This window comes from Pectobacterium sp. F1-1, from assembly GCF_025643735.1.
In the GTDB taxonomy this organism is placed as follows: Bacteria; Pseudomonadota; Gammaproteobacteria; order Enterobacterales; family Enterobacteriaceae; genus Pectobacterium; species Pectobacterium colocasium.
On record NZ_CP104733.1, the window covers coordinates 1,479,886 to 1,493,622 of the forward strand.

Genomic DNA, 13,737 nt, shown 5'->3' on the forward strand with positions numbered 1-13,737 from the left:
TGCTCTAAAGGTGCTGGCTGTCGCTGTACCGGGCTATTTGTTTGATAAAATGTTCAAAGTCGCTTAAACGATGAGAAATAACGTGGATGACAATATCCAGATTGAGCGCCTGATAGTCATGCACGGCAATATTTCTTAATCCCACCATTTTTTGCAAATTATCAGAGAGATCAATCGTAATAATCTGTTTTGCAGCAAGAAGCGCGAAGCTATCGCGGCTACTTTGTGGTATGCCTAGCTGCTTGATACGGATAAGATAATTAGCGATATCAATAGCGGCTTCGCAGGCACGCTGTATGTTAAGTATGACGGAATCTTGCTTGGTGAAGTTTTGACGAAACCCTTCCTCAGTATCGAATTCCTCACGAATACGACGCAGGCATCTTTGTATGGTGCTGCTTTTGTTGAGCAAGATATCTGTCATGCTTTTAGATCCTGATTAAAGCTACGAATGATATCCGCACGCTCTTTTTGCAGATGCTGGTACATCGAAAGTGTTGTCATTTCAAATTCTCTCGCTGCTGTTTCCGCATCATAAAGCAGCTTGCCGTTACGAACGATCTCCATTTTTAATACCGTTGAAGCCTGCAATAAATCGATAAGATCGACGTCATGACCCACTTCTTTTGCTAATTGATTAGATAGCTCCCAACGTTCAACGGGATCCAGTGCTCTCGTAGCCATGATGGCGATATCAATGTCGCTGTCCGCTCTGGCATTGCCTGTAGCCTGAGAACCAAAGAGATAAATAATTTTGATGTCGGGTATCTGTTTTTTCAGTGTCAAAACGATCTTATCGAACATGTGATAGCCCCCATTCCTACGATTCTCTTATTGTCTGATAGGATTGCTCGAACATCAATGTATTGCCCGTCAGGGGAGGGGAACAGATAAGTTATCCCCCAGCCCCTATTTAATCACAATTCAAAATCAGTCTGTGGTTCGTCGTTTGGCGTGATGCGAACCTCCATGATTCGATGGCTTTCCACCGCCAGAATAGTGAACTGATAACCATCGATTGATAGGGTATCACCCACCCGTGGAACCCGCTGTGCGTGCTCCATCAACAGCCCCGCTAATGTGTAGTATTCGCGCTTTTCATCCAGCGTCAGCGGAACATACATCGTCAGGTCTTCCAGCGGAATATAGCCATTTGCGGTCCAACTGCCGTCGTCATTCTGCTGAATGCTGTGGCGCGCATCGCGATCTTCTCCTTCGCGTGGCAAGTTGCCTGCAATGGTTTCCATCACGTCACTTAATGTAACAATCCCTTCCATCGAACCAAATTCATCAACGACAAACGCAAAATGTGTTCTCCCTTCTCTGAACTGTTCTAGAGCCTGCAAAAGCGAAAGTTGTTCGGGGAAAACCAGCGGCTGACGAATCAGAATGCGCAGGTTAAACGGTTCGCGGTTTAGCTGCTGCTGTAGTAAGTCCGCAACATGTACTATGCCCAGCGGCTCGTCAGACGTCTTGCTGTCGGTCACCACTAATCGGGAATGCTGGTTGCTCGTTAACAGCTTAGCGAGTGCACCTTGCGTAATATCCAGCTCAACGGCATCGATATCATGCCGCGATGTCATGATGCTGCTAATGGTTCGTTGTGCTAGCCCTAATACCCGCTTTATCATCCGGCGTTCCTGAAGGTTGAATACCTCCTGACCTGCCCGGGTGTTGTCTGCAATCATCGACGAAGTTTGATTGTCCAGCTCAGCCTCTTCGTGGTTGCCGCGCAAGATACGCAAAACCACTTCTGCGGTACGCTGACGTAGCGGAATCGAAGAGGAAAGAAAGCGTCGGCGGTTAAACATGGAAACCTGATTAAACATCTCAATCAGCACTGAGAAGCCTATCGCAGCATAGAGATAACCTTTAGGAATGTGATAGCCAAAGGCATCCGCGACCAGACTGAAACCAATCATCAGCAGGAAGCTGAGGCACAGGATGACGATGGTTGGGTGTTCCGCGACAAAGCGGGTCAGTGGTTTACTGGCCAGCAGCATCAGGAAGATGGCAATTGTCACGGCGGACATCATCACCAGCAGATGGTCGGTCATGCCGACGGCGGTAATCACGGAGTCCAGTGAGAATATCGCATCCAGTACTACGATCTGTGCAACGACGGGCCAGAAGCGTGCACCTTTACGTTGGGCGTGCTGCTCTTCATCTTTTCCTTCAAGGCGCTCGTTGAGCTCCATCGTGGCTTTAAAGAGTAGAAACAGCCCGCCAATCAGCATGATGACATCGCGAGCGCTGAATGTGTGCCCAAGGAGCGTGAAAAGTGGGGTAGTCAAAGAGGCTAGCCAGGAAATGGACGCCAGCAGGCCCAGTCGCATAAGCAGGGCAAGTAACAGCCCGACGACTCTGGCTTTATCGCGTTGTTCTTTTGGTAGTTTCTCAGCCAGAATGGCGATGAAGATAAGATTATCAATGCCCAGAACCAGTTCCAGGACAACCAGCGTGGCCAACCCGGCCCATATTGTTGGATCAGCGATCCACTCCATATCTATTTTTTCACCTTTAAATGAAGATAACCTCGATAGCGTATCAGGGCATGCACAGATGAACCAGAATTTGCAGGGATATTCTTTTCTTTGACGAGGCTTACAGTGCCGCTGGTTGCCTGTCTATACTCGTTTTCTCTCACTTTTACATAGCAGTTGGCTTATATGAAGGTTGTGTGACGAGTTGTTTAAAGCAGCGTGAAAAAGCAGCAATAAACAAGATTTTCAGAATTATGAGCGGGATAGGAAGCGTTAGTGTTTGATAGTGTTGGTAGACAACGCATAGAATAGCGTGCCTATTTAACAGGGTTTTTACGACAGGGATGCACGTAGTCTTATTCTGAAAAGCTCCTTTTATGCCACCTTACCCTTGTGCTCTTTATGTCATCGTCAATACTATGGGGTGAAATTTGGCTTTGTCGATTTAGCTATATTTTTATAAATAAATATATTGATTAGTCATATTTTGTTAGCGGTGTCTGTTGGCTAACAAGGAAATGGAGTCTTTACACAAAAGCAGATGGTTTACGGAGCCGCAGATGTAGCCACAGGATGGTGTCCGTATGTTGTTTGACAGCGCATTGGTTGCTATAAGCCAAGGGCGGTAGCGTGTCTGATGCAGAATATTTAACGGTTGATGATGGTGCAAAAATGCAAGATTTCATCGTTGTATTTTTAAGCGCATTCGTCGCGCTGTTCTTGGTTAGAAAGGTCGCAATCAACGTCGGATTGGTGGATAAACCATGTGCACGTAAAAAGCACCGTGGAAATGTTCCTCTTGTCGGGGGCGTGTCGATTTATCTCGCGCTCTGCGTTTTATTTATGCTGCATTCTGACTGGCTTCCTGATTTCTCCCTATACATGATTTGCACTACCTTGCTATTGGTTGTCGGTGTGATTGATGACCGTTTTAACCTCCCCGTTTTTCCCCGGTTCGTTGTTCAACTGCTGGTGGGTAGTTTAATGATGTACTCGGGGTTATACCTTTCATCATTAGGGGACGTGGTGTTTGGTCATGAACTGCTTTTAGGGGGATTTGGATACGTCATTACATTGTTTGCCGTATGCGGTGCTATCAATGCCTTTAATATGATCGATGGTATTGATGGTTTACTGGGTTCACTGGCCTGCATCGCATTTTGTTCACTGTTTTTTTTATTCTATTCGGCGGGCGAACGCCAACTTGGGCTTTTGAGCCTATGCATGATGGCGGCTACGCTACCTTATCTTTTCCTGAATCTTGGTATCCCGTTCGGAAAAAAATTTAAGGTTTTTATGGGGGACGCAGGTAGCACCGTTATAGGATTTACCGTACTTTGGTTGCTGATTCTTGCTTCTCAGGGAGAGAGCGCGGTAATGAATCCAGTGACGGCGCTTTGGTTAATCGCGATCCCTTTGATGGACATGGCTGCTATCACGCTACGGCGATTTTTGAGAGGCGATAGTCCGTTTAAGGCCGACAGAGGACATCTTCACCATATCTTGATGTCTTCGGGGCTGACTTCGCGGCAGTCGTTGATGATTATTACGCTGGCGGCGTTGCTACTTGCCGTCGCAGGAATCATCAGCGATCGTAATAACGCGAACCAGACTATGATGTTAGGCCTATATTTTGTACTATCTATCGGTTATTTCTTTTTTATACCGCGTATAGGAAAAGTGATGCAGTTGGGGCGGCGAACCCATTCCAACAGGCTTGTAGCTAAATTGTCAGACCGCAGTGTTCAGCGTCGCTAAGCGACAAATTACCGACTTTTTATACGCTAGACTGCGGGTTCAGTTGAATAAATATTCTCTATAATCATTTGATATTTTGTAGGGATTTGTGCAATTTTGAATTAAGAGTGATGGAATAACAGGATGATAAAGCACAAGTTAAAATTGGTACCATTAGTCGTGTCACTAGCCTTGCTTAGCGGTTGTACCATAATCCCCGGAAGTCATCTATCGACTAGTGGTAAAGAGGTTATCGAGCAGCAAGACGCTGATTTTAATATTGATAAATTAGTGAATGTTTATCCTCTTACGCCTTATTTAATCGATAAAATGCGCGTTAAGCCATTAATCGCACAAACTAACCCTGCGTTGGAACGTGAACTACAGCAATATGAATACCGTATCGGCATTGGCGATGTCATCATGGTGACTGTATGGGACCACCCTGAATTGACCACGCCTGCAGGTACATACCGTACCGCTGCTGATACGGGGAACTGGGTACATTCTGATGGAACTATCTTCTATCCGTATATTGGTAAAGTGAAAGTTGCAGGAAAAACGGTGACGGAAGTTCGTGATGAGGTCATGGGCCGTTTAGCAACGTATATTGAATCTCCACAAGTTGATGTCAGTATCGCCGCATTTCGTTCGCAAAAAGCGTATGTAACCGGGGAAGTGGATAAATCAGGACAGCAACCTATCACTAATGTGCCCCTCACTGTTTTGGATGCGATCAACAGTGCTGGTGGGCTGACAGAAAATGCTGATTGGCGCAATATTGTTTTGACCCATAACGGCCAAGAGAAACGAATTTCTCTTCAGGCGTTAATGCAAAATGGTGACCTGTCTCAAAACCATCTTCTTTATCCTGGCGATATCCTCTATATACCGCGTAATGACGACCTGAAAGTGTTCGTTATGGGTGAAGTCAAAAAGCAAAGTACGCTTAAGATGGACCGAAGTGGCATGACGTTGACAGAGGCGTTAGGCAACGCAGAAGGTATGGATCAAACATTGGCTGATGCAACAGGTGTCTTTGTTATCCGTCCCCTAAGAGGAACTCAGGGGCCGAAATTGGCTGATATTTATCAGCTTAATGCTGCCGATGCGACATCTCTTGTGATGGGAGCTGAATTCCAACTGCAACCTTATGACGTGGTTTATGTAACTTCTGCACCAATCGCTCGTTGGAATCGTTTGATCTCACAACTGGCACCAACGATCTCTGCGTTTAACGATTTAAGTGAGGGGAGCCTGCGAGTTCGCACCTGGCCATAGAGATAACTATGTTTGATTCAATATTGGTTGTTTGTGTCGGTAACATCTGTCGTTCCCCTACGGGGGAGCGGTTATTAAAACAGGCATTGCCTACCAAAAAAATTTCATCCGCGGGCTTAGGTGCTTTGGTTGGAAAACCTGCAGACGCGACAGCTGCAGACGTGGCGAGCCAGCATAATCTCTCTCTTGATGGCCATGAAGCACAGCAATTAACGTCAGTACTATGTCGTCAATATGATCTCATTTTGGTTATGGAGAAAGGGCATATTGATGGCGTATGTCGTATCGCGCCAGAAGTCCGAGGTAAGACAATGCTATTTGGCCGTTGGCTTAATCAGCAAGAGATTGCCGATCCATACCGCAAAAGTCGTGAAGCATTTGAGTTTGTTTATTTGCAACTTGAGCAGTCCGCCCAGAAATGGGTGCAGGCATTAAGCCGTTAACAAGTCAGGGAAACCCATGGCAGAGAAAATTTCAGTAAAAACATCTGAAACGAATTCGGATGAAATTGATTTGGGTCGTTTATTAGGAACATTGCTGGATCATCGTTGGTTGATTATTGGTGTTACTGCAATTTTTACTATTATTGGTATCCTTTATGCTACGTTTGCGACGCCGATTTATCGAGCTGATGCCTTAATTCAGGTTGAACAAAATACAGGTAATTCATTGTTAAAAGATATATCTAGTGTTCTACCTGATGCCAAACCTGAGTCTGCGGCTGAAATAGAATTGATTAAATCTCGTATGGTCGTGGGTAAGACGGTCAGTGATTTATCTTTAGATGTTGTTGTCCAAAAAAAATATTTTCCGGTTTTTGGCAAAGGATTTGCTCGTTTAATGGATCATAAAACTGAGAAAATTGCAGTGTCCCGGCTTGATGTTCCTGCATCATGGAAAGATGAATGGTTTGAGTTACGTGTTATTGATGCTAATACTTATGAGGTCGATGTTAGTGGGGCTATAAAAGTTGAAGGAAAGGTAGGGCAGATAACAAACCAAAATAATTTATCTATATTAGTTAGCGATATTCAGGCCGAGAGCGGTACTATTTTTCGTGTTAAGAAATTAAATAAAATCACCGCAGTTAATAATGTTTTAGAGGATTTTGCTGTAGCTGATAAAGGAAAAGATACTGGTGTGCTGGCATTAAGCTACCAAGGTGAGGACCCTGATTTAACCAATAAAATATTAAATAGTATTAGCCAAAATTATCTTCAACAAAATGTTGAGCGTAAATCTGAAGAAGCAGGGAAGAGCTTAGAGTTTCTTAAAGAACAACTCCCTAATGTTCGCCTAACACTTGATGAAGCGGATAATAAATTAAACAGTTATCGGCAGAAGAATGAATCTGTCGATCTTACTTTAGAAGCGAAAGCAGTATTAGAAACAATGGTTGCAGTTGAGTCTCAGCTCAATGAGTTGACGTTTAAAGAAGCTGAAATATCAAAGCTTTATACTAAAGAACATCCCGCTTATCGTGCTTTGATGGAAAAGCGTAAGACATTAGAAGAAGAACGCGGAAAAATTAATAAACGCGTAGGCGCTATGCCAAAAACTCAGCAAGAAATCCTACGTTTAACTCGTGATGTAAATGTAGGGCAAGAGGTTTATATGCAACTGCTAAATAAACAGCAGGAGCTAAGTATTAATAAAGCGAGTACGGTCGGCAATGTCCGTGTTATTGACGCTGCTGCTCTTAAAATTAAGCCTGTAAAACCTAGAAAAGCAGTGATAATTCTACTGGCGATGATTGCTGGGATTGTTATATCAGCGATCTTTGTGATACTTAAGACTTTGCTACATAAAGGACTTGAAAGCCCTGAGCAACTTGAAGAATTGGGTATTAATGTTTATGCCAGTGTTCCTTTATCTGAGTGGCAGCAGAAGAAAGATAGGGCCCTATTAGGCAAAGGGAAAAAGGGTAATGTGCGGTCCACGGAATTACTTGCAGTTGGGAATCCCGCAGATCTTGCCATTGAAGCTATAAGAAGTTTACGCACCAGTCTGCATTTCGCCATGATGGAAGCTAAAAACAATGTGCTGATGATCTCTGGTGCCAGCCCTGCTATTGGTAAAACATTCGTCAGTGCGAATCTCGGAGCCGTTATCGCTCAGTCAGGACAGAGAGTGCTCATCGTCGATTGCGATATGCGCAAAGGCTATGCCCACGAGCTGATGGGATGTCAGGGGACTGACGGGCTTTCCGATATACTGTCTGGACAAATCACGACAGAGAAAAGCATTCGTAAAACGGCTGTAGAAAATATGGATTTTATCCCTCGTGGACAAATCCCACCTAATCCTTCTGAGTTGTTAATGCATAGTCGTTTCTCACAGTTCATCGATTGGGCGACGAAGAACTACGATATTGTTTTGTTGGATACGCCTCCAATTCTTGCTGTAACTGATGCTGCTGTTATTAGCAGACATGCTGGAACTTCACTTCTGGTTGCTCGCTTTGAGGTGAATACACTGAAAGAAATTGAAGTGAGTATCCGACGCTTTGAACAGAATGGTACAGACATTAAAGGTGTTATTCTGAATGCGATTGTAAAACGAGCCGCTAGCTACTATAGCTACGGGAATTATGATTATTATTCATATGAATATAAATCAGATAAATAGTTTTGCTAGATAAACGTTCTATTTGTATCCTATGGCAAGTAATTCTATAGAAGAATTACTTGTCTGAATTTCATGCCTACCCCTTCATTTAAAATATAATAAATTCACTAAAATAATGTAACTAAAGCATTTGCACTATAAATGCCAAAGTGTTTATTGATTTTTAAACGTGTTAATTAATAAATCATTAGCAATTGCTAAGGTGTGTAACAATCATGCATTCATTTTTAAATATTAGAAAAATAAATATAATAAAATTCTCATTGGCGTTTTCAGATTTTTTATTTTTTAATATTTCTCTAATGCTCACTTTTCTTTCTATTGAAATGTTTGGTTTTAATATTTATTCTTTTATCCCAAAGGATGAGTTCTTTGCCAGATTTGTTTCGCATGTTATTTTTTCTGTTCTTTGTGTAAGTTGGTTCTGGGTCAGATTAAGACATTACTCCTATCGTAAGCCATTCTGGTTCGAGTTAAAGGAAATCCTAAGAACCTTAGTTATTTTCTCCGTATTGGATTTGGCGTTTGTTGCGTTTTCAAAGTGGGATTTCTCCCGGTATGTTTGGGTTCTAACGTGGTTTTTTGCGCTTATTTTAGTTCCTTTGGGGCGTTCGTTAACCAAACGAATTTTAGACAAGCTGAACCTTTGGAAAAAACAAACAGTCATCATTGGGAACGGCAAAAACGCCAGAGATGCCTATGCTGCTTTACAAAGCGAAGAAATTTTGGGCTTTAGCATAGTTGCGTTTTTTTCAACTAAGAAAAACGATGATAGTCAGATCTTTAATATTCCCGTTCTCTCTTCGGAAGAGGAACTTTGGGAACAGTGCTGTTCTGAAGAAACACAGTTCATTGTTGCGGTTGACGCAGAAGATTATGACCTGAGGGATTATTGGTTAAAATCACTAGCCAAGAAGAAGTGTCGCTCCGTCTCCGTCATTCCAACGCTGCGCGGCGTTCCTTTATATGGAACTGAAATGTCTTTCATTTTTAGCCATGAAGTCATGATTCTGCGCGTCAGCAATAATCTGGCTAAAAGAACATCACGAATAGTAAAAAGAACGTTTGATATTGTAGGGTCCATCTCTATTATTTTTATCTCTTCCCCCTTGCTGCTATTTTTGGCTTTCTTGATTTCCAAAGATGGTGGCCCAGCTATATATGGGCACGAACGCGTTGGGCGTAATGCAAAGAAATTTAAATGCCTGAAGTTTCGTTCAATGATAGTCAACTCTCAGGAGGTACTGCAGGAGTTACTCGACAACGATCCTGAGGCAAGAGCTGAGTGGGAAAAAGATTTTAAGTTAAAAAACGATCCCAGAATCACTAAAGTAGGTAATTTCATCCGGAAGACCAGCCTGGATGAGTTACCGCAATTGTTCAATGTGCTGAAAGGGGAGATGAGCCTGGTTGGCCCTCGCCCTATTGTTGAGCAAGAGTTGGAGCGCTATGCCGGTGATGTCGACTATTATCTCATGGCAAAGCCAGGAATGACCGGATTATGGCAGGTCAGCGGTAGAAATGATGTTGATTATGATACCCGTGTGTACTTTGATGCGTGGTATGTAAAAAATTGGTCACTATGGAATGACATCGCTATTTTATTTAAGACAATTAATGTTGTTTTAAAAAGAGATGGCGCGTACTAGGTTTTACCATTGGTAAATGGTTAACTTTCTGAGGGTGAGTAGTGAAAAAAAAGATAATTATTGATAATCGATGGAATGGGACTGGCGGAATAGGAACGTTTTCATACGAAATAAATAAAATAAATAACTATCCTGACGCAGGATTTTCAGGGAAACCCTATAGCCCGTTTGATACAATAAAAACCGCAATAAAAATAATAAAAAAAAACAGCGCGGTTGTTTTTTTTCCGGGGTATATCCCTCCATTTTTTTCTAGGATTCCATATGTATTTACAATTCATGATTTAAATCACTTGGATCGAAAGGAAAACTCGAGTTGGATAAAAAGATTTTTTTATAAAAGTGTAATAAAAAGAGGTTGTCATAAGTCTAAATATATATTTACTGTATCTAATTTTTCAAAGGAAAGAATTATAGAGTGGTCTGGTGTGGATGCTGAAAAAGTTATTAATGTAGGCAACGGTGTATCATCTGATTTTTCTCCCAACGGAGAACATCTAGACTATCCGTTTGAATTTTTTTTATGTGTTAGCAATAGAAAACTTCATAAAAATGAAGTAAGAACGCTTGAGTCTTTTAAGGTATCTAGTCTTCCAATCACGACTAAGTTAGTTTTTACCGGTGAACCTAATCAGGTAATTTTACAAAAAATCCAAGAACTTAATCTTTCAGAGCGAGTCGTGTTCACTGGGTTCATAAAAAATGAAGAGTTACCGAAACTATATAGAAGTGCCAACGCATTGATCTTCATTTCCCTCTATGAAGGGTTTGGTCTTCCTGTCGTAGAAGCAATGGCAAGCGGAATACCAGTGATAACATCTAAAACAACCTCTTTGGGTGAGGTTGCCGGAGATGCTGCCTTGCTTGTTGATCCTTTAGACACGAAAGAAATAGCAGCTGCACTTTCAGATGTCTACTATAATAGACAGATAAGAGCTGAATTAATTGATAAAGGACTAGAGCGGGCGAAGTGCTTTACTTGGGAAGCTGTTGCGGAAAAAGTGCGTTTATTCTTAGAAAAATAGCTTTACATAAACCTTTTGTACAAAGCAGCTTACTTTCGTACCTGTTATTTGACAAATAATATGAGTAAATATTAATTATGATTCTTCCTGTTATTATGGCTGGTGGTACAGGCAGTCGCTTATGGCCTATGTCGCGAGATCTTTATCCTAAGCAATTTCTTCGATTACATGGTAAGAAATCTATGCTTCAAGAAACTATTTCTCGTCTACATGGACTCGATGCTGAACCTCCATTAGTTATTTGTAATGAAGAACATCGTTTTTTAGTTGCGGAACAATTACGTCAACTTGAGCAGCTATCCAATAATATCATTCTTGAACCAGCTGGAAGAAATACTGCACCAGCTGTTGCATTGGCAGCATTGAATGCAACTGTTAATGATGATGACCCCTTATTATTGATTCTAGCTGCTGATCATGTAATCGATGATGTAGCGGCATTTCATCAATCAATTAATGCTGCCATTCCGTTTGCAGAAGAAGGTAACCTTGTTACATTTGGTATTGTCGCTACAGGGCCTGAAACTGGATATGGTTACATTCAGCGAGGTAAGGTGATAAACCAATCTAGCTCTTCTGCATTTAAAGTACAGCGTTTTGTTGAGAAGCCTAACTTAGTTACTGCACAGCAGTATCTTGAATCTGGTGAGTATTATTGGAACAGTGGAATGTTTTTATTTAGGGCTAAACGTTTACTGGATGAATTATCACTCTATCGCCCTGACATATTAGCTGCATGTAAAGAATCAATGTCGATGACTTATTCTGACGCGACGGAAAATTTTATCCGCATAGATAAGGAAGCATTTCTCAGTTGTCCTGCTGAATCTATTGATTATGCTGTAATGGAAAAAACTTCTGAAGCTGTCGTTGTCCCTCTAAATGCTGGATGGAACGATGTAGGTTCTTGGTCAGCTTTATGGGAAATTAATAGTGATAAAGATAATAATAATAATGCGTTAATTGGAGATGTATTTACACATAATGCATCAAATTGCTATATCAACACTGAAGAAAAGTTGGTTGCTGCGGTGGGAGTGAATAACTTAGTGATTGTTAATACAAAAGATGCTGTGCTCGTCATCGATAAATCACAAGTTCAGGATGTTAAAAGGATTGTTGAGTTTTTGAAAGATAATAATCGCCGGGAATACCGTTTACACCGAGAGCTTTATCGACCGTGGGGATGCAGTGATCAGATATCAAATCAGCCTCGCTATTTAATTAACCGTGTTACAGTCAAACCAGGAGGGACATTCTCTTTGCAAATGCATTATCACAGAGCTGAGCATTGGGTGATTCTTTCAGGTACAGCTAAGGTTACGTTAGAGAATAAAACTTATTTATTGTCTGAAAATCAATCAACGTTTATTCCTGTTGGTGCGACGCATATGTTGGAGAATCCTGGAAAGATTCCTCTGGAATTTTTGGAAATTCAGTCAGGTTCTTACTTAGGAGAGGACGATATTGTCCGTATAAAAGATCATTATGGTAATTGCTGACTGAGGATAATAAATATGACAGGAAAGTTAACTTGTTTCAAAGCTTATGATATTCGCGGTCGCTTAGGGGATGAGCTTAATGAAGAAATCGCCTACCGGATAGGTCGTGCATACGGTGAATATCTTAAGCCCAAAAAAATGGTAGTCGGTGGTGATGTACGCCTGACTAGCGAAGCCTTGAAATTGGCATTGGCAAACGGACTACGTGACGCAGGGACAGATGTGTTAGATATCGGTTTATCTGGTACGGAAGAGATCTATTTTGCTACTTCATACTTGGAAATTGATGGAGGTATTGAAGTTACTGCTAGTCATAATCCGATGGATTACAATGGGATGAAGCTAGTTCGTGCACAGTCGAAACCAATCAGTGGCGATACAGGGTTGCACGATATTCAACGCTTGGCCGAAGAAAATAACTTCCCTCTAGCTAACAAAGAAAAACACGGTAGCTATGAACAGATTTCTGTGTTAGATGCTTATGTTAATAAATTGCTTAGTTATATTAAATTTAGCAGCTTCAAGCGTTCATTGAAGTTGGTTGTGAACTCTGGAAATGGTGCGGCAGGGCATGTCATTGATGCTATTGAGCAAAAATTTCTACAGGCTGGAGTATCTGTAGAATTTATTAAGATTCACCATCAGGCTGACGGTCACTTTCCTAACGGTATCCCAAACCCACTGCTCCCTGAATGTCGGCAAGATACGACTGATGCAGTCATCAAACATCGTGCTGATATGGGCATCGCTTTCGATGGCGATTTCGATCGCTGCTTCTTGTTTGATGAAAAAGGCAATTTTATTGAAGGTTACTATATCGTTGGATTGTTGGCTGAAGCTTTTTTGGAAAAGAATCCTGGCTCCCGAATTATCCATGATCCACGTTTAAGTTGGAACACGATTGATGTTGTTACTAAATCTGGTGGCGTACCAGTAATGTCTAAAACTGGGCACGCTTTTATTAAAGAACGTATGCGTAAGGAAGACGCAATTTATGGTGGTGAAATGAGTGCTCATCACTATTTTCGTGATTTTTCATATTGTGATAGTGGGATGATTCCATGGTTATTAGTCACTGAATTATTGTGCATTAAAGAAAAGACCTTAGGGCAGCTAATTAACGATCGAATTGCTGCTTATCCTGCATCTGGGGAGATAAATAATTCGCTTTCTCACCCAGAAATTGCTATTAAGCGCGTATTAGAAAAATATGCTGCTGATGCTATTCATGTTGATTATACTGATGGAATTAGTATTGAATATTCAGATTGGCGTTTTAACCTACGTAGCTCTAATACAGAACCTGTAGTGAGACTAAACGTTGAATCTCGAGCAGATAGTGTTTTAATGAAAGAAAAAACAAAAGAGATATTGGCTTTGTTATGCGATAAGCAACAATAATATTTCTCTAAATAATAAACATTGTGGTTTT

General features: G+C 41.6%; 11 protein-coding genes. 8 read left to right on the forward strand and 3 right to left on the reverse strand.

Annotated features, from left to right (window positions below; genetic code table 11):
• Positions 1 to 4: 4 nt before the first annotated feature.
• The 3 genes from hepT to NAL19_RS06480 all read right to left on the reverse strand — a co-directional run bounded on the left by hepT (position 5) and on the right by NAL19_RS06480 (position 2,504).
• The gene (hepT, locus tag NAL19_RS06470; RefSeq protein WP_263059151.1) at positions 5 to 424 is read right to left on the reverse strand and encodes a type VII toxin-antitoxin system HepT family RNase toxin; all 420 of its coding nucleotides are present in this window, start codon (positions 422 to 424) and stop codon (positions 5 to 7) included.
• Positions 421 to 804, reverse strand: a complete 384-nt coding sequence (gene mntA / locus NAL19_RS06475) for a type VII toxin-antitoxin system MntA family adenylyltransferase antitoxin (protein WP_263059152.1) — start codon at positions 802 to 804, stop codon at positions 421 to 423. Before mntA ends, hepT begins: the two co-directional genes overlap by 4 nt.
• 113 nt (positions 805 to 917) lie before the next feature.
• Positions 918 to 2,504: a TerC family protein gene (locus NAL19_RS06480; RefSeq protein ID WP_263059153.1), complete on the reverse strand. Its 1,587-nt coding sequence runs from the start codon at positions 2,502 to 2,504 to the stop codon at positions 918 to 920.
• 651 nt (positions 2,505 to 3,155) lie between these two features.
• On the opposite strand from NAL19_RS06480, the gene wecA reads away from it, so the two are divergent.
• From wecA to cpsG, 8 genes are all read left to right on the forward strand, one after another.
• Positions 3,156 to 4,241 (forward strand): UDP-N-acetylglucosamine--undecaprenyl-phosphate N-acetylglucosaminephosphotransferase, encoded by a 1,086-nt coding sequence (gene wecA / locus NAL19_RS06485; protein WP_263059674.1) that lies wholly within the window; start codon positions 3,156 to 3,158, stop codon positions 4,239 to 4,241.
• Positions 4,242 to 4,364: 123 nt separating this feature from the next.
• A complete protein-coding gene (locus NAL19_RS06490; protein ID WP_263059154.1) occupies positions 4,365 to 5,501 on the forward strand; it encodes a polysaccharide export protein in 1,137 nt (378 codons plus the stop codon).
• Positions 5,502 to 5,509: 8 nt separating this feature from the next.
• Positions 5,510 to 5,944: a protein-tyrosine-phosphatase gene (locus NAL19_RS06495; protein WP_052903333.1), complete on the forward strand. Its 435-nt coding sequence runs from the start codon at positions 5,510 to 5,512 to the stop codon at positions 5,942 to 5,944.
• A 16-nt stretch (positions 5,945 to 5,960) separates the two neighbouring features.
• Complete coding sequence (wzc, locus tag NAL19_RS06500; RefSeq protein WP_263059155.1) at positions 5,961 to 8,129, forward strand: tyrosine-protein kinase Wzc; 2,169 nt, start codon at positions 5,961 to 5,963, stop codon at positions 8,127 to 8,129.
• A gap of 215 nt (positions 8,130 to 8,344) precedes the next feature.
• Positions 8,345 to 9,778: an undecaprenyl-phosphate galactose phosphotransferase WbaP gene (wbaP, locus tag NAL19_RS06505; RefSeq protein WP_205557333.1), complete on the forward strand. Its 1,434-nt coding sequence runs from the start codon at positions 8,345 to 8,347 to the stop codon at positions 9,776 to 9,778.
• 41 nt (positions 9,779 to 9,819) lie between these two features.
• Positions 9,820 to 10,803, forward strand: a complete 984-nt coding sequence (locus NAL19_RS06510; RefSeq protein WP_263059156.1) for a glycosyltransferase family 4 protein — start codon at positions 9,820 to 9,822, stop codon at positions 10,801 to 10,803.
• 77 nt (positions 10,804 to 10,880) lie between these two features.
• Positions 10,881 to 12,305, forward strand: coding sequence for a mannose-1-phosphate guanylyltransferase/mannose-6-phosphate isomerase (locus NAL19_RS06515; RefSeq protein WP_263059157.1), 1,425 nt, complete (start codon positions 10,881 to 10,883; stop codon positions 12,303 to 12,305).
• A 15-nt stretch (positions 12,306 to 12,320) separates the two neighbouring features.
• The gene (cpsG, locus tag NAL19_RS06520) at positions 12,321 to 13,706 is read left to right on the forward strand and encodes a phosphomannomutase CpsG (protein ID WP_263059158.1); all 1,386 of its coding nucleotides are present in this window, start codon (positions 12,321 to 12,323) and stop codon (positions 13,704 to 13,706) included.
• Positions 13,707 to 13,737 lie beyond the last annotated feature (31 nt).

Excerpts from the sequence above, each read along its gene's own strand:
- hepT (WP_263059151.1), bottom strand. The coding sequence starts at position 424 with ATGACAGATATCTTGCTCAACAAAAGCAGCACCATACAAAGATGCCTG.
- mntA (WP_263059152.1), bottom strand. The coding sequence starts at position 804 with ATGTTCGATAAGATCGTTTTGACACTGAAAAAACAGATACCCGACATC.
- NAL19_RS06480 (WP_263059153.1), bottom strand. The coding sequence starts at position 2,504 with ATGGAGTGGATCGCTGATCCAACAATATGGGCCGGGTTGGCCACGCTG.
- wecA (WP_263059674.1), top strand. The coding sequence starts at position 3,156 with ATGCAAGATTTCATCGTTGTATTTTTAAGCGCATTCGTCGCGCTGTTC.
- NAL19_RS06490 (WP_263059154.1), top strand. The coding sequence starts at position 4,365 with ATGATAAAGCACAAGTTAAAATTGGTACCATTAGTCGTGTCACTAGCC.
- NAL19_RS06495 (WP_052903333.1), top strand. The coding sequence starts at position 5,510 with ATGTTTGATTCAATATTGGTTGTTTGTGTCGGTAACATCTGTCGTTCC.
- wzc (WP_263059155.1), top strand. The coding sequence starts at position 5,961 with ATGGCAGAGAAAATTTCAGTAAAAACATCTGAAACGAATTCGGATGAA.
- wbaP (WP_205557333.1), top strand. The coding sequence starts at position 8,345 with ATGCATTCATTTTTAAATATTAGAAAAATAAATATAATAAAATTCTCA.
- NAL19_RS06515 (WP_263059157.1), top strand. The coding sequence starts at position 10,881 with ATGATTCTTCCTGTTATTATGGCTGGTGGTACAGGCAGTCGCTTATGG.
- cpsG (WP_263059158.1), top strand. The coding sequence starts at position 12,321 with ATGACAGGAAAGTTAACTTGTTTCAAAGCTTATGATATTCGCGGTCGC.